At 71.6% G+C, this 19,566-nt stretch carries 14 protein-coding genes; 5 read left to right on the plus strand and 9 right to left on the minus strand.

The annotated features are described in order from the left end of the window. The coding region (locus NBZ85_RS01445; protein ID WP_261561389.1) for a P-loop NTPase fold protein at positions 1 to 1,753 on the minus strand (1,753 nt) is incomplete at its 3' end. A 999-nt stretch (positions 1,754 to 2,752) separates the two neighbouring features. Here NBZ85_RS01445 and NBZ85_RS01450 point away from each other — a divergent pair. The 5 genes from NBZ85_RS01450 (at position 2,753) to NBZ85_RS01470 (ending at position 8,591) form a co-directional block, all read left to right on the plus strand. After that, the gene (locus NBZ85_RS01450; RefSeq protein WP_261556341.1) at positions 2,753 to 3,172 is read left to right on the plus strand and encodes a YciI family protein; all 420 of its coding nucleotides are present in this window, start codon (positions 2,753 to 2,755) and stop codon (positions 3,170 to 3,172) included. After that, complete coding sequence (locus tag NBZ85_RS01455) at positions 3,172 to 4,443, plus strand: RNA polymerase sigma factor (protein ID WP_261561402.1); 1,272 nt, start codon at positions 3,172 to 3,174, stop codon at positions 4,441 to 4,443. Before NBZ85_RS01450 ends, NBZ85_RS01455 begins: the two co-directional genes overlap by 1 nt. A gap of 693 nt (positions 4,444 to 5,136) precedes the next feature. Then, positions 5,137 to 6,462 carry an NAD(P)/FAD-dependent oxidoreductase gene (locus tag NBZ85_RS01460; protein WP_261556342.1) on the plus strand — a complete coding sequence of 442 codons (1,326 nt, stop codon included), beginning with the start codon at positions 5,137 to 5,139 and terminating at the stop codon, positions 6,460 to 6,462. A gap of 123 nt (positions 6,463 to 6,585) precedes the next feature. Next, complete coding sequence (locus tag NBZ85_RS01465; protein ID WP_261561390.1) at positions 6,586 to 7,365, plus strand: alpha/beta fold hydrolase; 780 nt, start codon at positions 6,586 to 6,588, stop codon at positions 7,363 to 7,365. Next, a complete protein-coding gene (locus NBZ85_RS01470) occupies positions 7,365 to 8,591 on the plus strand; it encodes a PP2C family protein-serine/threonine phosphatase (RefSeq protein ID WP_261556344.1) in 1,227 nt (408 codons plus the stop codon). Before NBZ85_RS01465 ends, NBZ85_RS01470 begins: the two co-directional genes overlap by 1 nt. Before the next feature lie 69 nt (positions 8,592 to 8,660). Here the strand turns inward: NBZ85_RS01470 and NBZ85_RS01475 are convergent, their stop codons facing one another. The 8 genes from NBZ85_RS01475 to NBZ85_RS01510 form a co-directional block, all read right to left on the minus strand. Continuing rightward, the gene (locus NBZ85_RS01475; RefSeq protein ID WP_261556345.1) at positions 8,661 to 9,572 is read right to left on the minus strand and encodes a DUF1684 domain-containing protein; all 912 of its coding nucleotides are present in this window, start codon (positions 9,570 to 9,572) and stop codon (positions 8,661 to 8,663) included. Positions 9,573 to 9,621: 49 nt separating this feature from the next. Continuing rightward, on the minus strand, positions 9,622 to 10,638 hold the full coding sequence (locus NBZ85_RS01480) for an LLM class flavin-dependent oxidoreductase (protein ID WP_261556346.1): 1,017 nt from the start codon (positions 10,636 to 10,638) through the stop codon (positions 9,622 to 9,624). An 82-nt stretch (positions 10,639 to 10,720) separates the two neighbouring features. Then, a complete protein-coding gene (locus NBZ85_RS01485) occupies positions 10,721 to 12,496 on the minus strand; it encodes an FAD-dependent monooxygenase (RefSeq protein WP_261561391.1) in 1,776 nt (591 codons plus the stop codon). Positions 12,497 to 12,498: 2 nt separating this feature from the next. Further along, the gene (locus NBZ85_RS01490) at positions 12,499 to 13,869 is read right to left on the minus strand and encodes an NtaA/DmoA family FMN-dependent monooxygenase (protein ID WP_261556349.1); all 1,371 of its coding nucleotides are present in this window, start codon (positions 13,867 to 13,869) and stop codon (positions 12,499 to 12,501) included. A gap of 28 nt (positions 13,870 to 13,897) precedes the next feature. Then, positions 13,898 to 15,667, minus strand: coding sequence for a nickel ABC transporter ATP-binding protein NikE (nikE, locus tag NBZ85_RS01495; RefSeq protein ID WP_261561392.1), 1,770 nt, complete (start codon positions 15,665 to 15,667; stop codon positions 13,898 to 13,900). Further along, positions 15,664 to 16,554 carry an ABC transporter permease gene (locus NBZ85_RS01500; RefSeq protein ID WP_261556351.1) on the minus strand — a complete coding sequence of 297 codons (891 nt, stop codon included), beginning with the start codon at positions 16,552 to 16,554 and terminating at the stop codon, positions 15,664 to 15,666. Before NBZ85_RS01500 ends, nikE begins: the two co-directional genes overlap by 4 nt. 2 nt (positions 16,555 to 16,556) lie before the next feature. Next, entirely contained in the window at positions 16,557 to 17,579 is a 1,023-nt protein-coding gene (locus NBZ85_RS01505) for an ABC transporter permease (RefSeq protein ID WP_261561393.1), read from the minus strand. 58 nt (positions 17,580 to 17,637) lie between these two features. Continuing rightward, a complete protein-coding gene (locus NBZ85_RS01510; RefSeq protein WP_261561394.1) occupies positions 17,638 to 19,191 on the minus strand; it encodes an ABC transporter substrate-binding protein in 1,554 nt (517 codons plus the stop codon). Between the last annotated feature and the right edge of the window lie 375 nt (positions 19,192 to 19,566).

Here is a 19,566-nt window from a genome sequence, read left to right on the forward strand (position 1 = left end):
GTTCGGGTGGGGAAGGCGTGGTCCGCGGCCGGATGTCCGTCGGAGCAGGGGGGACCAGTGCGTCGAGGTAGGGGGCGGCGCGCTCGCCGAGGGGTCGCAACGCGAACGGGACCTGGAAGATCTTGTCAAGATAATCGACGGAGCTGGCGGCCTGGTCGACGAGGACCGTCCCGTCGAAACTGTCCGTGGCCGCGGCCGCAGCCTCTCCGTCGCTGCCGGTATCGAACATGGTGTGCCGCTGGTGGGCCAGGGAGCGCAGGAGCCGGCGGGCGTCGACCGCCACCACGACGACGAACAAGGGCAGGGCAAGCAGCAGGTTGACCGCGGCGAGGACGTTCATGACACGCCGTGGCGGGCAGCGGTCAAGATCGTCGATGTAGAGGATGATCCGTTCCAGGGGTGGGGCCGTGGTGGTGAGGCCGGCGCGGGCCTGCTGGTCCCATAGGGCCCGAGCGTCTAGCAGATCGGTCTGGAACCGAACGAGGTCGCCGTGGACCTGGCCCACCAGTCCGCGGTACCGCTCGTAGCGGTCCGGCGCGGCGAGCGTGCTCAGCGTGTCGGCGAGGCGGGCAGCGGCGTCCAGGCGGATGCGTTCGGCCCGGAGGTCGGCGAGTTCACCGACGACCTGGTCGCGTCGGCGGGACAACTGCTGTTCGAGCCGCCCGCTCAGGCTGCCCACCCGCCGGTGTGCCAGCACCAGGGGGGTCACAACCGCCCCGATGGGGCTGGCGATTCCGACGAGGATGACCATCAGGTCCTTCAATGCATCGCCCCACCGCCAGACGACGAACTCGGCAGCGGCGCCGACGGCGAGCCAGATCAGCACGACTCGCCAGCTTGCCCGCAGGTCCTTGGCCAGCTGCCGCAGCGCCATGACCGGAGCCATCAGGATGCGGACGGGGGCGCCGAGACCGGCCAACCAGCCGGTACCGCCCCGGGCCGCGGCGAGCCTGTTCAGCTGCCGGGTCAACCGCTGCTCGTCCTGCCGACCGGCATCGATCGTCTCCTGCACCTGGCGTAGCCGGGCAGCGGGGTCGGCCTGCTCGATGCGCGGATCGGGGCGGTCGGCCGGATCCGGGTCGTCGGGCTGGGCCAGGACCCGCAGCAGCTCCTCGATCAGCCCCGTCCAGACCTGGTCGTCGCTGTAGTGCCAGGCGTTGAACCGCACCTGCCGTACCGAGGCCGCGAACGCACTGCGACCGAGGTTGTTGCGGGAGAGTTCGGCCAACTGGGCAACACGGGTCTGCATCTGCAGCATGAAGCTGGACTTGCCCGACCCCCAGTTCCCGAGCAGCGCCACCGACACCGGCGGCGCGGTGCTCACCGCTGCGGCCAGCGCCGCCAGCCGGTCGACGTCGCCGTCGATCTGGAGCAGGTCCTCATCGGTCGGAGCGTCGCTGCGCAGTCCCGACAGCGGCAACGGCGCCCCGACCCGGGCGCTGCCTGTTCCCCGCACCTGCCGGCCGCTACCCAGATTCCACACCCGGATCGTGCCGTCAGCACCGACGCTGACAACTTCGGCACCATCCGGGGTGACAGCCACACCATGCACCGCCGCGGTATGACCAACCAGTCGCCGCCTTGGCGTGCCGTCGGCAAGGTTCCACACCCGGGCCGTACCGTCGCCGCTGCCGGTGATGATCTGCTGGCCGTCCGGGGTCACCGCCACCGCCAGCACCCCGCCGTCGTGAGCGGGGGCGGGGTGACCAGCGAACGGGCCGTCAGGTGACCACCCGAGTGGGGACGTGTTCACCTCGCGTGTCCGTGTGCTGTCGAAGTGCCGCGGTCGGGCCGTTCCCGCGGCCAACCGGCAGCCCGCCTGGCGAGCCCACCGACCACGTGACAGCTCATTCCGCCCCCGTAAGGAAAGTGATGCGCATTTTCAAGATCGCGGATATGGTTTCCCGGACACCGCTCACCGCGCCCCGGAAACCGGTCGGAGCCCGCACACCACGCACCCGTCACACTCGACGATGTTCGACCCGTGTGCACCACCCCGGTCCCAGTATGATCTCCTGCTCCATCACGTGCAGGGCGGGTCCGAGTAGTTGTGCACTCAGGTCAATACGGGAACAACAAAGATCGACACCGGCGCGAGGCGGGATCCGCCAGACGAAGGCGACCCCTGCCAAGTAACCCGGCCCGACGAGCTTTCCCGGATTCTTTGGTGGCTGCCCGGGGTCTTGCGCGGGTGGGTTCATAGTCGCGCGTGTACTGTAGCTGCCGGCGAAGTAGGCGGCGGTGCTGATCGCCAGCACGCGGTCAGCTCGCTCCAGCGCCCGGCGCACGGCTTCCACGCGGTCCGGGAGCGCTGCCCACAACCTGTCGGTTATTCCCACCGCTACGACCGTGCCAGCCCATCTCCCCAATCGTGAAACGCATTTAATCCATACGGCTCTTCGGAATGTCGGCCAACCATGACGTACTCGGGACGCCCGCGCTCGCTGCGCCTGTCGTGGAGCAGTCCGCGGGCACCGGCGCATCCACCTCACGGCCCGGCCGGTCGTCGGACGCCGCTACAGACGAGTGAGATCGATCTTGACGGGGAAGGGTGCGACGGCGTCGACGACGCCGGTGAAGACCTCAGCGGCGCAGTAGGCCCTGGTGGCCGGATCGTGCCGGCCGCAGACGCGATGACGGCCGCAGAGGAGGCGTCGGATTTTCGTCCGGGGGCCGTGTCGATCGGCGGCTGTGCCGTTCGACCTGGGAGTGAGAGGGTCGGGACGCGACCCATGATCGAGGAGACACAACGATGGCGAAGTACATGCTGATCATGCGGGCCACGGACGAGTCCCTGGCGAAGATGATGTCGACACCCTTCGAGGAGATGCTCGAGACCGTGGGTCGTTTCAACGAGGAGCTGATCCGGGCCGGCGTGCTCGTCGCCGCCGAGGGCCTCGAGGACCCGGCCCAGGGTGTGGTGGTCGACTTCGGCGGCGAGACTCCGGTCGTCACCGACGGCCCGTACGGCGAGACGAAGGAACTGTTCGGCGGCTTCTACCTGATCGATGTCGCCTCGGAGGAGGAGGCGGTGCAGTGGGCTCGGCGGATGCCGGCGAGTGCCGGCGCGAAGTGCGAGATCCGCCGGGTGCCGACCATCGACGAGTTCCCGCAGGACAACGAGTGGATCATCAGGGAGCGGGCGTGGCGCGAGCGGACCGGCCAGCTCTGATGCCCGCGGCCGTCGATGGCCCGCCGCGTGACGAGTCGGCGCGGCGGGTCGTCGAGGCCGTCTGGCGGATGTCCTCCGCCCGGATCGTCGGCGCGCTGGCCCGGTACACGGGCGACGTCGACCTCGCCGAGGAGGTCGCGCAGGAGGCGGTGGCCCAGGCGCTCGTCACCTGGTCGCGCGACGGCGTGCCGGCGAACCCGGTGGGCTGGCTGCTCACGACCGCCCGGCGGCGCGCCATCGACGGCTTCCGCCGCCGGTCGGCACTCGACGAGCGCTACGCCCTGCTCGCGGTGCCCTCGGCCGACCCGTCGGACGACCTGCCGTGGGATCCCGACCGGATCGACGACGACGTCCTCGCGCTGATGTTCGTCGCCTGCCACCCGGTGCTCTCCCCCGAGGCCCGCGTGGCTCTGACGCTGCGCGCGGTCGGCGGGCTGACGAGCGAGGAGATCGCCCGGGCGTTCCTGGTACCCGTGGCGACGGTCCAGGCGCGGATCACCCGGGCGAAGAAGACCCTCGGCGCGGCCAGGGTACCGTTCGCCCTGCCGCCGGCCGAGGAACGGCGCGGCCGCCTCGGTGGTGTCCTGAGCGTGCTGTACGTGATCTTCACGGAGGGCTCGACGGCGACAACCGGTGACAGCCTGCTGCGCCCCGACCTCGCCTACGAGGCGATCCGGCTGGCCCGGACGCTGGCCGCCCTGATGCCCGACGAGCCGGAGGCACACGGGCTGCTCGCCCTGTGCGAACTCACCGCCGCCCGCTTCCCCGCCCGCACCGGTCCCGACGGCGAGGCCGTCCTCCTGGCGGACCAGGACCGGCGCCGGTGGGACCGCTCGGCGATCCGCCGCGGCCTGGCCGCCCTCGACCGGGCCGCGGCGCTCGGGGCCGCCGGCCTCGGACCGTACGGCCTGCAGGCGGCGATCGCCGGCTGCCACGCGGCGGCGCCGTCGGTCCCGGAGACCGACTGGGAACAGATCGTGCTCCTCTACGAGACGCTCGGCCGGGTGGCCCCGTCCCCCGTCGTCGAGCTGAACCGGGCCGTCGCCGTCGCGATGGCGCAGGGACCGCAGCAGGCGCTGGCCATCGTCGACGACCTCGTCGCCACCGACCGCCTGGCCGGGTCGCACCTGCTCCCGGGCGTGCGCGGCGAACTGCTCGGCCAGCTCGGCCGGACGGCGGAGGCCCGAGCCGAGCTGGAACTCGCCGCCCGTCTGTGCCGCAACGCCCGCGAACGAGCGGTGCTGCTGCGCAAGGCGGCCGCGCTGGCGTGACCGTGGCCGTGAACCGGAGCTCGCAACCGTGTCCACGCCGCGAACGACCAGGTAAGCGGCTGCCTGACAATCGACGCACCGGCCGCGGAGACTCTGCTGTACGCGCCGGACCCGGGCCAACCCGCCGCCGGGTGGAGCTACCTGCGTCATTCTCGACCGCCGCCGCGGAACCGCCAGGCCGCCAGGCCGCCAGGCCGCCAGGCCGGCGAGCGGCCTCGCCCTTGGGGCGACCCTGCTCGCGACGTCTCATTTGTCAGCGATGGGAGAACCTGCCCGGCGACTCCCAGCAGTTTCACGGCGCCAGTTGGCGTTCCGCCTCGCTCGCCGCGAGCTCGACCTGGTCGTCGGGTTCGAGCAGGGACGACCGCCTGCCCACCTGCCTGGCTTCCGGCCAGATTGCGGTCAGATCGTGCCGAGGCTTATGTACGGTTCTGCGGCCGAAAACCGCAACTAAGCCTCGGCACGATTCCACACACGACTGATCATAGAAAGATACGAAGAATGCGGTGTCCGGTGGGACGCGTCGAACCCCGCGGCCCCCCGCCACCCGACCAGGTCTCCTAATGATCATCATGGCTGCCGCCAGTTCGTCAACAGCGTTGATTATCTTGAATGTGAATGGATTCCTGAGTAGCCGCCACTACGCTTGTCTCACTCCGAGACCCGAGACCGGGGCTGCCGAGAGGACGGACGATGTCACACGCGCAATCCCGCGGGGTGGTCGCCGAGGTCGCCGTCATCGGGGCGGGGGTGCATGGCGCGAGCGCCGCGTTCCACCTCGCTCGCCGCGGGCTCGACGTGGTCGTGTTCGAGCGGGGACGACCGGCGGGCGGGCCGACCGGGCGATCCAGCGGCATCTGCCGGGCCTACTACACCCAGCCATTCCTGGCCCGGGTCGCACATGACAGCATCGCGTTCCTCGCGGAGTTCGCCGAGCACACCGACGGGGGCGATGCCGGCTTCGTCCGCACCGGCGGCCTGTACCTGCACGGCCCGGCCGACGTCGCCGACGCCCGCCGCACCGCGGCCACCCTGGTCGGCCTGGACATCACCGTCGAGACCCTCGACGCGGACGAGGTGGCACGCCGATTTCCCGGAATCGATGTCGGCGACGGCGCGGGCATCGGCCCTGGCCCTGGCCCTGGCCCTGGCCCCGACGGTGACGGCGACGGCGCGGGTTTCGGCCCTGGTGCCGCTGGCAGAGACGGACAGGTCGCGATCGCCGTGCGGGAGGAGCAGGCCGGCTACGCCGATCCTTACCGTACGACCTGGGGCTTCGTCACCGCGGCCCGGGCGCACGGCGCGCTGGTCCACAGCAACGCCCGCGTCGTCCGGATCACCGAGACACCCGGGCAGGTCGAGCTCACCACCGCCGACGGCACGACGCACCGGGCCCGGCGCCTGCTGCTCGCCGCCGGGCCCTGGACGGCACCCCTGGCCGCCCAGCTCGGCGTCACACTGCCGCTGCACGCCGAACGCCACGTCGTCGCCGTCCTCGGCCCCGCCTCCCCCGCTGCCGGCGCCGACGCCGACGCCGACCCCGGGGTGATCATCGATGTGGCGGGCGGGTACTACACGGCGCCGCAGCCCGACGGCGGCTGGATGCTCGGCGGCCTCGACAGCACCCCACCGGTCGACCCGGACACCGCGCCCGCTCCGGTACGCGACGCCGAGTTCGCCCAGCTCGCCGAAGCCGCCCTGCGCCGGCGCCCGGGACGGTCAACCGAGGCGCAGCCCCAGCCCCGGGTGCAGTCCCGGACCCGGGTCGGTGGGTGGTCCGCGTTCTACGACGTCAGCCCGGACTGGCAGCCGGTGATCGGGCAGATCACCGACCGGGTGTGGGTCGATGCCGGCACCAGCGGGCACGGCTTCAAGCTCGCCCCGGTCCTCGGCGACCATGTCGCCGGCCTGCTCGCCGGGGAACAGCCCGCCCCCGGCCTGGCCGCGTTCAGCCCCAGCCGGTTCACCGCCGGCGATTCGCTGACCGCCGGCTTCGGCACCGCCCGCATCCTCGGGTGAACCCCCCGCGCAGCTCCACCCGTCGCGGATCCGTTCCGCCGGGACGCGGATGCTCCTCGCCGAGCCGCCGCCGGCGTTTCGGGTGAAGAATGTGCGGCTATGGACGTGCGGAGCAGAAACCACGTGGTGGTCACCGGCCGGGAGGGTGCCCCGGTCGTGATGCTGGCGCACGGGTTCGGCTGCGACCAGAACATGTGGCGTCTGGTGGTCCCCGCGCTGGCCCGCGAGTTCACCGTCGTGCTCTTCGACCATGTCGGCGCCGGCCGGTCCGATCTGTCGGCCTGGAACCCGCGGCGCTACGCCACCCTGGACGGCTATGCCGAGGATGTCGTGGAGATCTGCGTGGAGCTGGCCGTCGGGCCGGTGACATTCGTGGGTCACTCGGTGAGTTCCATGATCGGGGTTCTGGCCGCCGCCCGGCGGCCGGAGCTGTTCGACCGGCTGGTCCTGCTCACCCCCTCCCCCTGCTACCTCGAGGACGGCGACTATCACGGCGGCTTCAGCGCCGCGGACATCGACGAGCTGCTGGCGTCGCTGGAGAGCAACTACCTGGGCTGGTCGGCCACGATGGCGCCGGTCATCATGGGCAATCCGGACCGACCCGAGCTCGGCGAGGAGCTGACGAACAGCTTCTGCCGCACCGACCCGGACATCGCCCGGTCCTTCGCCCGGGCGACCTTCCTGTCGGACAACCGGGCCGATCTCGCCCGGGTCCGGGTGCCCACCCTGGTGGTGGAGTGCTCGAACGACGCGATCGCGCCGACGGGCGTGGGGACGTTTGTCCAGGCGAGTATCCCGGGCAGTGAGCTGGTGACGTTGACGGCGACCGGCCACTGCCCGCAGCTGAGCGCGCCGGAGGCCACGGCGGCGGCGATCGTCGCGTTCGCGGGCACTGGACGTTGATGGGCGAGAGCGGAGGCGACGCGGTGTGCGCGGACTCCGATGATCAGTTTCCGTTCGCCGCGCTGCTGGAGGACAGCCTCGAGGATCTGTACGAGAACGCGCCCTGCGGCTACCTCTCCACCCTCCTGGACGGGCAGATCGCAAAGATCAACGCCACTCTGCTCGGCTGGCTGGGCTACCGCCCTGAGGACCTGGTCGGGCGGCGCCGCTTCGCCGACCTGCTCACCGTCGGGGGGCGGATCTACCACGAGACCCACTTCGCCCCGCTGCTGCGCATGCAGGGCGAGGTCAGCGGCATCGCCCTGGAACTCAAGGCCGCCGACGGCACCCGGTTGCCGGTCCTGGTGACCTCGACGGTGCGGTCCGGCAGCGACGGGCAGCCGCTGCTGATCCGCACCACGATCTTCGACGCCAGGGACCGGCGCGCGTACGAGACGGAGCTGCTGCGCGCCCGGCAGGAGTCCGAGCGCGAACGCGAACGCCTCCAGCGCCTGACCACCGCTCTGCAGCGAACCCTGCTGCCCCCGGTCCTGCCGCCGGTGCCCGGCCTGGAGGTGGCCGCGCACTACCACATCGCCTCGCCCGACGAGGTCGGCGGAGACTTCTACGACCTGTTCCCCCTCGCCGCCGGTGCCTGGGGGCTGTTTCTCGGTGACGTGCGCGGCAAGGGTGCCGCCGCCGCGGCCGTGACCTCCCTCGTCCGGTACACGCTGCGGGCCGCCGCCGTGTACGACCCGGACCCGGCCGCGGTGCTGGCCAACCTCAACACCGTCCTGTGCACCGAGTACCGCGACTACGAGCCGCGCTTCTGCACGGTGATCTTCGGACTGCTCGTCCCGGACGCGGACGCCGGCGGCTTCACCCTCGCGTTGGCCAGCGGCGGCCATCCCCCGGCGCTGCTGCTGCGGGCCGACGGCACGGTCACCTGCCTGCCCACCCCCGGCGGGCAGCTCATCGGCGTCCTGCCCGACGCCCGGATCTCCACCACCCGTGGGCGCCTCGCACCCGGCGACACCCTGCTGCTCTACACCGATGGGCTGACCGAGGCCCGCACCGCCGGCGCCGGTCACCGCCGTTACGGCGACGACGCGCTGTTCGACCTCGCCGCCGGCCTGGCCCCCACCACCGCGGCGGCAGCCGTCGACGCCCTGATCGGCCTGTTGAACAGCTTCGGCGACGGACTGGACGACGACACCGCGGTCCTGGCCATCAGCGCAGACAGTTGAGTCCCCATCAGATATGTGCAGAAGGATGCCGAGGCCAGTGGCCGTGCGGCGCCCGCGCGGCCCCGGCGGTCAGGGCGCGGAGCGCTCCTCGGCACCGTCGTCGTCAGGCTCGGGCTTGGGCCGGAAGGACGGGATCTGCTCGCCTGCCTCGATCGGGATCGTGAGGCGGTTCTGCTCCGGGGCGAGCGGGCAGGGAGCGTACGGGGTGTAGGCGCACTGCAGGTTCCCCGCGCGGTTGAAGTCGAGCACGATCTGGGTGCTGCCCGGGACGGGCAGGGAGACGATCAGCCGGCGGCTGGCCGCGTAGGTCGTGAGTCCGCTCGTCGCATCGGTGAACAGGACGAGACCGACCCCCGCGAGGTGCTCGGCGCGGATGAGGAGCAGCCGCCACTCGGTGCCGTCGAGCGCGACAACGGCTTCACCGATGGCCTCGTGGGTGTGCACGATGCCGTCGACCGCCGCGGCGACCTGGACCGGGCGCGGGGCGGGATACGGCGCGAACTCGGCCTTGATCACCCAGGCGGGGTTGTAGTCGAACGCCGGCGTCCGGACGTAGGTCTCGCGCAGCTGGTGCCGGGGGTCGAGCGAGCGGAGCAGGTCGTTCCCGCCGCGGCGGGACAGCTCGACGACGACGTCGCCGAACGACGCCGCCCGCCGGAACTCCCGCTCGCGGACGGGGCCGAAGACGTGGCGCCCGGTCGCGGTCTCGCCGTCGATGGTGAGGGACTCCCCGGCGTCGAGGTCGACGACCGGCCCCTGCTCGCCCGTGGCCCACCGCCCCGGGAAACCCTCGACGCGGCGAGGTTCGCCGTCGAGGAAGTGCAGTGCGCTGTAGGCGAGGAACCCGTACGGCTCGCGCCGCTGGTGCTCGGACTCCTCACGCCACGCGTCCCACTCGGCTCGCGCGGCCGCTACGACGGTCGCGGACTCGGTGGCTGGCGCGGACTCGGTGGCTGGCGCGGTCTCGATGGCGGAGGTCATGGTCGGTTCCTCACTCTCGATGGTCCATCGGCAGTGGCTCGCTGGACGGTCACGCCGTCGGTGCGCGGTCGTGCGCCGGGAGGCGCGGGAAGATCTCCTGCGCGATCAGCCGCAGCCCGTCGCGGAACTGGGGCGAGGACTGCGGCAGCGGGACGCTGAACAGGTAGTCGGTCGACCGCGTGAACGCCGCGTCCTGCAGGAGCTGCTCCACGACGTCGTCCGGATCGCCGTACTTGACGTTCGACCTGGTCAGGAACTCCTCGGCCGTGCCCGGCGGCCCGCCCGGGGTGACGTACTGGCCGGGGTTGCGGCGCAGCTCGGAATCGAGCAGGGCGACCGCGTCGCGCTTGGACGACGCCGGGAGCACGACGCGGGAGATGCCGATCCGCGGGCTGCGCTCGCCGGTGTGGGCGCCGAGGTAGTCGTCGATGAGACCCGACTGGATCTGGCCGGCGTCCCCGGACGGGACCAGGCGGTGCAGCAGCAGACCGTCGCCAGCACGCCCGATCTCGGCCGCCGTCCGCGGGTTTCCGGTCGCCTGCCACAGCCGCGGCAGGAGCCCGGCCGGCGGCGGGTACAGGGTCACCTCCTTGTCGCCGGCGGCGACGGTGCCACCGAGGGCCCGGCGCAGATCGTCGAGCGCGTGGGCGTACAGCGACTCGCGGTCGTCCTCGGACAGGTTGAAGGCCTCGAAGGCGACGGTGGAGAAACCCCCGCCGTTGCCCTTGCCGACACCGAACTCCAGCCGCCCGTCGCTGAGCGCGTCGACCAGCGCCGCCGTCTCGGCCAACCGGATCGGGTTGTCGAAGGTGAGCGGGACGACCGCGGTTCCCAGTCTGATCGTCGTCGTGGTCTGCGACGCCGCCGCGAGGAAGGTGAGCGCGGACGGCAGGCCGATCAGGGTGAAGTGCGCCTCCGCGGCCCACACCGTCTCGTAGCCGATCTCCTCCACGAGGCGGACGGTCTCGAGCGACTGGTTGTACGTGCGTACGGGCTCGCCGTCCGCGGGAATCGTCAGGAACAGCGACAGGCCGCGCTGCGGATTTGACGTCAGGTCCGCCGTCACCGTCGGGACCTCCGATCTAGGAGTGTGGTCAGGAACGGGCCGCCGGCCGGCGCCCGGGGAACGGACCGCGAGCAGCGGGCCGTCAACGTTCGGCCAGGTCGACGAGCTGCCGGGAGCCGGCGCTCCGGGTCTGGGCCGGGGGCTGGGCCGCGGCCTGGCCGCGGCCGTAGACCAGGTCCAGCACCGTGCCGGCGTCGAGGTCGCTGCCGTCGCCGCGCCAGGCGACGTGATGGTCCGGTCGGACGAGTGCGTACGGCGCGCCGTACAGTTCGCGCGCCGCCGGATCCGGCAGGTGGATGACCTCGAGTTCGAGGCCTCGGGCGTCGGCCGCCGCCTCGAAGGCGGCGACGGTGCCCGGGTTGTCGGCGGCGAGGACGAGCAGCGCGATGTGGGAGCCGATCCGGTCGTAGAGGGTGAACCCGAAGGGGTCGAGGTTGCCGTTCGGCGCCCGGTGCCCGGGCCGCGCGTCGTCGTCATAGGCGAAGGCGTCCCAGGGCGCCGCGGCCTCGGCCTCGGCCTGCCCGTCCTCGTACCGGATGACCGACGAGGTGTCGTAGCGCTCGTCGAAGACCACCCCGAGTGGCAGGCTGCGGCCCGCCCCGAGGATCGCGCCGATCTCGGCGCGCCGGCGGGCCGCGTCCGGACTGGTGTCGGCGTCGGCCGGGACCCCGAGGGCGCGGACGCGCTCGTACGCGGCCGTGTGCCGGCGGTCCTCCGCCAGGGCGTAGTCGGCGATCCGCCAGTTGTGCGGGCGTCGCTCCTCGTCGTAGGAGTCGAGCAGGCTCGGGCCGGCCTGGCCGCGCAGCACCGCCGCGAGCTTCCAGCCGAGGTTGACCACGTCGCCGAAGCCCTCGCACAGGTTGCCCCCCGGCGTGCGGACATGCGCCGCGTCGCCGACCAGCGCGATCCGGTCGCGGTAGAAGGTGTCGGCGATGCGCGTGCTCTTGAAGAACGGGGTGAGCGACACGACCTCGAGCTCGACGTCGAAGCCGAACGCCGCCCGGGCCTGCGCGATCAGCTCGTCCGTGGTCGGGTCACGGTCAAGCGGGTACGGCCCGGCGTAGGCCCGCCAGTCCGTCTCGTTGAGGGCCGCGAGGAACCCGGAGTAGCGGTCGTTGTAGATCACGGCGGTGGCGGGCGGGAACGCCCCGAGCACCGACGAGGTGTCCGAGGTGGTCCGCACGACGAACCGGAAGTACCGCTCGTCGGCGTAGCTGCCCGAGCGCCCGATCCCCGCCAGCGTGCGGACCGTGCTCTTCCCGCCGTCGGCGCCGACGACGTACCGGGAACGGATCGTGCGCCGCCGGCCGGTCTCGACCTCGACCACCGTCGTCGTCACACCGTCGGGGTAGCTCGCCAGCCCCTCGACCCGCCAGCCGCCGGAGACCGTGGTTCCGATCTCCGCGAGCCGGTCGAGGAAGACGCGCTGCAGCACCGTCTGTGGCCGGCGCAGCATCGTCTCGGTCGAGTACCGGCTGGCCGCACCGAACCCGAACGACCGCAGGGTGGTCCCCGCGAGCTGGTGCCCGGCGAGCGAGGTGAGCAGGAGGTTGCCGGTGCTCCACTCCGGCGGGAAGGTCCACTCGTGCTGGATCCGCTGCAGCAGCCCCCACCCGCGGATGACCTCGAGCGCACGGGAGGTGTACCCCGCGGCGCCGGCCCGGACCAGCGTCGCGCCAGACGCGGCATCCACCACCGCGGCCTGCACCCCGTGCCGGTGAAGCTCGAGGGCGGCGCCGAGGCCGTTGGGTCCGGCACCGACCACGAGGACGTCGACCTGCTCGGCGGGCTCGGTCCGCGGGAACGCGAAGGCGTCGACCTGCCGCTTCCCCCGACTGATCTCGTTGCGTGCGGGCATGGTTACCGCCGCCCCCCGTCGCGGACCGAACCGCTGGACTCCCCCGACGCGGTCGCGCCGCCGGGTGGTGCGCCGGCGACCCCGAGGTTGTCCCGCAGGGTGTCGTGGGCGTACTCGCGCCGGAACCGGCCGCGGTCCTGCAGCTCCGTCACCACACCGTCGATGAACTCGACGAACCCCGCAGGCTGGACATCGATGTTGATGACGAAGCCGTCCGACGCCCGGGTGTCGACCCATTCCACGATGTCGTCGGCGACCTGCTCCGGGGTGCCCACGATCATCCGCTGGCCGCCGGTGAGGTTGTGGAACAGCAGCTGGCGGACGGTGAGCCCGCGGCGGCGCGCCTCGGCGACGAGCTGGTCGCGACGCGCGGTCACCGCCGGCGCGGCGGCACGCGTCGCCAGTTCGGCGTAGGGGAGCTGCGCGTCGAGGTCGAGCCCGGAAACGTCGAACTCCAGCTGCGCGGTGAGGAGCTCGATCAGCGGCCCCACGGCGAGCAGCTCGTCGAGCTCCCGCTTGCGCTCGCGGGCCGCGGCCTCGGTCGCCCCGAGGACGGTGAACAGGCCCGGCAGGACGAGGAGATCGTCGGGATTGCGCCCGTTTGCCGCCGCGAGCCCCTTGACCTCGGCCGAGAACTCCCGCGACAGCTCCGGGAGCCGTTGGGAGGTGAACAGCGCGTCCGCCCAGCGGGCGCCCAGTTCCTTGCTCTGCTTCGACGCCCCGGCCTGGAAGAGCACCGGGCGGCGGCCCCGGTAGCCACCGGGCAGCGGGAGCACCCCGGACGTCCGGTAGAACTCGCCCGTGAAGTCCGCCGGCCGGGTGCGCCGCGCGTCGATGTAGAGGTCGGCCGCCGCGTCGGCGACCACCGCCTCCTCGGGAAGCGAGGCCCACAGCGCGTCGACGGCGGAGATGAACTCCTCGGCCTTGCGGTAGCGCGTCTGCGGCTCGAGGACCTCGTCGACGCCGAGGGCGGCGCGGGTGACGTCCTCCTGGCTGGTGATGATGTTCCAGCCGGCACGTCCCTTGCTGATGTGGTCGAGGGTCGCGATCGAGCGGGCGAGCAGGAACGGGTTGCCGTGGATCGCCGGGTTGGTCGACACGAGTCCGATGTGCTCGGTCTCGCGTGCCAGCGCGGCAAGCAGGACGGTCGGATCCGTCCCCCGCCAGGGCCTGCGGTACGAGGCGGCGTCGAGCGAGCCGAGGCGGTCCGCGATGAAGATCGCGTCGAAGCGGGCCCGTTCGGCGAGCCGCGCGATCTCCGTGTAGTAGTCGATGCCGGCGATCCAGTCCGACGTCGGCGGCAGGGTCTTCCAGGCCGCATCGTGGCGGCCGGTCGCCTGCAGGTTCAGGCAGAGTCGCACCTGTCGTGTCACGGGTGCCTTCCTTGTGGTTGTCGCGGCATCAGGAGACGAAGAGTCCGGCCCGCAACCGTTCGCGCTGCACGCGGTCGGTCGGTCCGGAGGTGAGGGTCGGCGCCGACCCCACGAGCAGCCGGGTGTAGGGGTGCTCGGGAGCGTTGACGATGTGCGCGGTGTCGCCGGCCTCGACGATCCGGCTGCGGTAGAGCACGATCGTCCGGTCCGAGATCCCCGCGACCGACCCGAGATCGTGGGAGATGAACAGCATCGCGACGCCGACGGTGGAGCGCAGCTCGCGCAGCAGCTCGAGGATCGCGACGCGGTTGGCCGAGTCCAGCGCGCTCACCGGCTCGTCGAGAATCAGCAGGCGCGGTGAGCTGATGAGCGCGCGGGCGATCGCCACCCGCTGGCGCTGCCCGCCGGAGAGCTCGCCGGGGAACCGGTCCAGCAGCGACTCGTCGAGCCGGACGGCGCGCACCTGCCGCCGGACGGCCTCGTCGATCGCCGCCCGGTCGAGTCCGCCCCGGATGCGCAGCGGTTCCGCGACGGACACGGCGACGGTGTGCTCCGGATCGAGGCTGCGCAGCGGATCCTGGAACACGTACTGGACGACGCCGTCGCGGCCGAACGCCCGCCGCTCACGCCCCGACAGGTGGGTGATGTCCCGCCCGGCGACCTGCACGGAACCGGCCGAGACAGGCGCCAGGCCGAGCACCGCGCGCGCGAGGGTGGACTTGCCCGCCCCGGATTCGCCGATGACGCCGACGGTCTCTCCCGGGCGGATCACCAGCGAGGCGCCCTCGAGCGCCTGTTTGCGGCCGCGCCCACGGCCGAAATGGACACCCAGCCCGTCGACCTGCAGGACCGGCTCCGTCGACGCGGGCATGGTCGAACTTCTGGGCTCCGGCACCAACACCGGCACCGGCACCGCTGTCGACGCCGCCGTCGGCACCGGCGGGCGCGGACCGGTGGCGGAAGCGTTCAGGCCGTACTGCTCGTGCTCGGCGACGAGCAGCCGCGTGTACTCGTGCTGCGGGGTGTGCAGAATCGCGGACGTGGGGCCCTGCTCGACGACGTGCCCCTCCCGCATGACGAGCACCTCGTCGCACAGCTGCGCGACGACGGCGAGATCGTGCGACACGACGACGAGCGACAGCCCGATCCGGTCCTTCAGCTCGACGAGCAGGTCGAGGATGCCGGCCTGCACCGTGGTGTCGAGCGCGGTCGTCGCCTCGTCCGCGATGAGCACCTCGGGTTCGAGGGAGATCGCGATGGCGATGAGGACGCGTTGCAGCATGCCGCCGGAGAGTTCGTGCACGTACTGCTCGTAGACGTACTCGGGATCGCGCAGGTGGACGGCCTCGAGCAGCTCGATGGCCCGCTGCTTCGCCGCGGCCCGGCTGAGCCCCTGCTTGATCCGCAGCACCTCCTGGACCTGCTTGCCGACCCGGATGGACGGGTTGAGGTACGACGCCGGGTCCTGGAAGACGGCGCTGATCGAGGTGCCGCGCAGGGCGGTCCACTCCTGCCGGGACAGGCCCCCGACGTCGCGGCCGAGCAGTTCGATCGAGCCGCCTGAGACCTCGACGTGCTCCGGTAGGACGCCGAGCACGGCCTTGCAGGTCAGCGACTTGCCGCTGCCGGACTCCCCGACGATGCCGACGACCCCGCCGCGCCTGAGCCGCAGGCTGACCCCGTGCACCAGCTCCTCGTCGGCGGCGTCGTTGTGGATCCGCACGTCGGTCAGCGTGAGCACCGCGTCACGATCGGCGGGGATCTGCGCACTCGGCATCACCTGCTGCTCCTTGCTCATGACCGGGACGGGTCGGCCGAGGCGGCGAGCCGCCGGGTCCTGTTGGACCGGGCGGTCTTCGCGCCGGTCAGGGCGCGGCCGGTCTCGCCCGCGGCGTCGCGGATGGCATCCGCGAGGAGGTTGCAGGCCAGGACGGCGGCGAGGATGAGCAGGGTCGGGAAGACCGGTGCGTACGGTTTCTGGGCGAGGTAGCCCAGGTCGGAGGCGAGGATCCCGCCCCAGGTCGGGGTGGGTGGCTGGATCCCGATCCCGAGGAAGGTCAGGCTCGAGATCACCACCAGCCCGATGCCGAGGGTGTTGGCCAGCGTGACGGCGATCGACGGCAGCACCTTGGACCAGACGTGGCTGCGGACGATCCAGGTCGTCGACGCCCCGGCGATGGCGGCCGCCTCCACATACTGCGACCGGGCGACGGACATCGTCGCCGCCCGGCTCACCCGGTAGAACACCGGTGCGAGGAGCATGCCGACGACGATCATGGCCTGGGTGATCCCGTTGCCGAGCAGCGCCGTCATGGCGACCGCGAAGACGAGGAACGGCAGGGCGATGAACGTGTCGACGACCCGCAGGCTCAGCCACTCGAACACCGAGCCGAGATACACCGAGAGGATGCCGGGGATCGTGCCGAGCGCCAGCGCGATCCCGGCGACCTCCAGCGTGCTCACGATGCTCAGCGGCGCACCGGCGAGGATGCGGCTGAGCACGTCCCTGCCGATGTAGTCGGTGCCCAGCCAGTGCTTGGCCGAGGGCCCGGCGAGCGTCTGGGCACCCCCCTTGAGCGGGTCGTAGGGTGCCAGGACGGGGCCCAGCACGGCCACGACGGCGATGATCGCGAGCAGCACGAGGGCGACCCGCGCGCTCGTGAGCCGCAACAGCGTTCTGATCATGGTCAGACCCCCCGGTCGGCGTCGGGGGTGACGCGGTTGAGCACGATGTTGACGAGCAGGTTGAACACCACGACAAGGACGACCGAGACGACGAGCACACCCTGCACGGCCGGCACGTCGCCACGGACCGCGGCCTGGCTGGCGTACACGCCGTACCCGGAGAGCCCGAAGATCGCCTCGATGATCACCGCGCCGCCCAGCAGGTTGGGGAACTTCAGGCCGAGGACCGCCAACGCCGGCGCGATGCCGTTGCGCAGCACGTGCACGAAGAAGATCCGGCGCGGGCCGAGGCCGCGCACGATCGCGCCGGTGACGTAGTTCCCGCGGTAGGCCGACACCAGGCCGTTGCGCAGCTGCCGGGCGACGTCGGCGGCCGTGTCGAAGCTGAGCGCGATCGCGGGGAGGATCAGGTGGCTCAGCCACGGGCCCAGCCCGGCCTGGATCGGCACGTAGCCGGCGGCCGGCAGGATCTGCAGGCCGACCGCGAACACCGCCGCCAGCCCGATTCCCACGATGAACGGCGGCAGCACGGAGATGACCGTGGTGAAGGTCGTGATCGCCCGGTCGGGCCAACGGGTGTGGAAGTGGGCGGCGAGCGCGCCGAGCAGAAAGCCGAACACGATGCCGAGGACGAGCGCGACCCCGGCGGCCGAGAGCGTGATGGCGGCCCGCTGGCCGAGCGCGTGCGCCACGCTCAGCCCGTTGTACCAGCTTGTTCCCAGATCGCCGTGCAGGACCGAGCCGAGCCAGTCCCCGTACTGCACGAGGAAGGGTCGGTCCAGGCCCCACTTGTGCTCGATGGCCGCCACGGCCTGCGGGGAGGCCGCGTCGCCGAGCTGCAGGTAGGCGGGGCTGCGCCCGCTGAGATGCCCGAGCAGGTAGGTGAGGAAGGTGCCGAGCAGGAACACCGGGACGAAGATCGCGAGCAGCCGGGCGGTCGAGGCGACCGCCCGGCCGATCCGGTGAGCGACCACGCCACGACGGGCGGCAGGCGGCGCGGTGAGCGCAGACGGTGGTGCGGACACTGGATCTACTCCCGTTGATCTTCGTCGTGCGGGCTACTCGCCGGTCGGATGGGTCAGCTCAGTCGCCGTGCGTGAACGTGACGCCCTTCCAGCTCAGGAAGCCGTCGATCGCGGGCAGGTCGGAGAGCGACTTCTTCTTGGCGATGGCAGTGGCGGCGGTGAACAGCGACACCGTAGTGCCGTTCTCGTACCCGGCCTTGGCGGCGGCCTGGAGTCGGGGCTCGTAGTCCGGCGAGTCGAGGGGCGTGGCCCGGACCGCCTTGAGCGCCGCCTGGAAGGGCGCGGACGTGTAGGGAGAGCTCAGGTTGAGCACGCCCCCGGTGTCGTAGTGCTCGGTGAGCGCCTGGACGTGGGAGTCACGGCCGACGTAACCGAACAGCGACGCGGCGAGGGTCTTGCCGTAGTAGCCCTTGCCCCAGTTGGCGAAGTCGGTCAGCTTGATCGTCGTCTTGATGCCGACCGCCTTGAGCTGTCCCTGGAGGACTTCCGCGATCTGGTCGACGTTGTTGGCGATACCGGCGAGCTCGAAGGAGATCGCACCGTCCGCGTAGCCGGCCTTGGCGAGAATCTCCCGGGCGCGGGCGGGGTTGTAGGGGTGCTCGGCTTCCAGCGCGTCGACGTAGGCCGGGTGCCCCTTGGGGAAGGGCTGGTGGGTCGGCTCGCCCTCGCCGAATCCGAGCTTGCTGGCGAACTCGGCGGGGTTGACGGCGTAGCGGATCGCCTCGATGACCTTCGGGTCGGTGAACGGCGCCTTGTTGCGGTTGAGGCTCAGGAACTGCGACCCCCACTGGCGGTCGACCCCCGCCAGGATGTCGAAGCCCGCGCTGCGCGCCTGCTGGATCTGTGCCCCGTCGATCTGGGCGAAGTTGTACACGCCGGACTGCAGGCCCGGCACGAGCGTGCTCGCGTCGATGCCGAAGTCGATCTCGATCCGCTTGACGTGGATGTTCGCCGCGTCCCAGTAGCCGTCCCACTTCTCCAGGACGATCTTCGATTCCGGGACGAGATCCACGACCTTGAACGGGCCGGCGCCGACCGGGAGCGTCTGGCTGAGCTTGACCGGGTCCGCCGCCGCGGCCACCTTGCTGGGCAGCATGCCGCCGCGCACGGCGAGCAGGCGGGGGATCTGGTAGTCCTGCTGGCCGAGGTCGAGCCGCACCGTGAGGTCGTCGATCACGGTCGCCGACTTGACGTTGTTGTACGACCCCTTCAGCGCCGAGTTCTGCTGCGTCTTGATCCGGTCGATGTTGAACTTGACGGCCTCGGCGTTGACCGGCGACCCGTCCTGGAAGGTCAGCTTGGGACGGAGCCGGATGGTGATCTTGTCGCCAGCCGGGTTGTACTCGTAGCCCTCGGCGAGGGCCGGTTTCACGTCACGCTTCTCGTCCAGCGTGAACAACGACTCGTAGATGGGCGTGAGGTAGTTCGTCGCCCCGGTCGATCCGGTGACGACCGGGTCCCAGGCGGTGGGAATCTGCTTGGTCCCCCAGTGGACCGTGTCCGTGCCACTCCCCCCGCTGGCGGCCGAGCCGCCCGAGCATCCGGCGAGGAGAGCACCGGCCGTCACCAGCGCGGTGAGCACGCCGAGGCGCCTCTTCGTCGTTCTGATCATTTCTCTCCGATCGGATGGGATCGTTCGCGCGCCGCAACGGCTGCACCGGCGGTCGTCGCATGACAGGCGCGATGGTCCGGGCGACGGGAGCGATGTCCCGTCGCCGTTGGCGAGGTCGTTGTGGGGGTCGGGGTCGGGGTCGGGGTCGTTGTCGGGGTCGGGGTTCTCGTCCTCGCCCCGGCCGGCCGGCCGGCCGGGTCACGGTGCCCGGCGACGGCGCATCAGGGGGACGTGTTCGAACCCGGCGCCACGGCTCTGGAGCGCGGGTGGACTGTGGGGTTACTGCTCAGGCTCGTCAGGGACCGGGTCGCGGACGACCGCGGATCGGCCCCGCGAGGATGTCGCGTGACTCGTGACTCGTGACTGGAGCATTCA

Source organism: Frankia tisae (assembly GCF_025403405.1).
Classification (GTDB): domain Bacteria; phylum Actinomycetota; class Actinomycetes; order Frankiales; family Frankiaceae; genus Frankia; species Frankia tisai.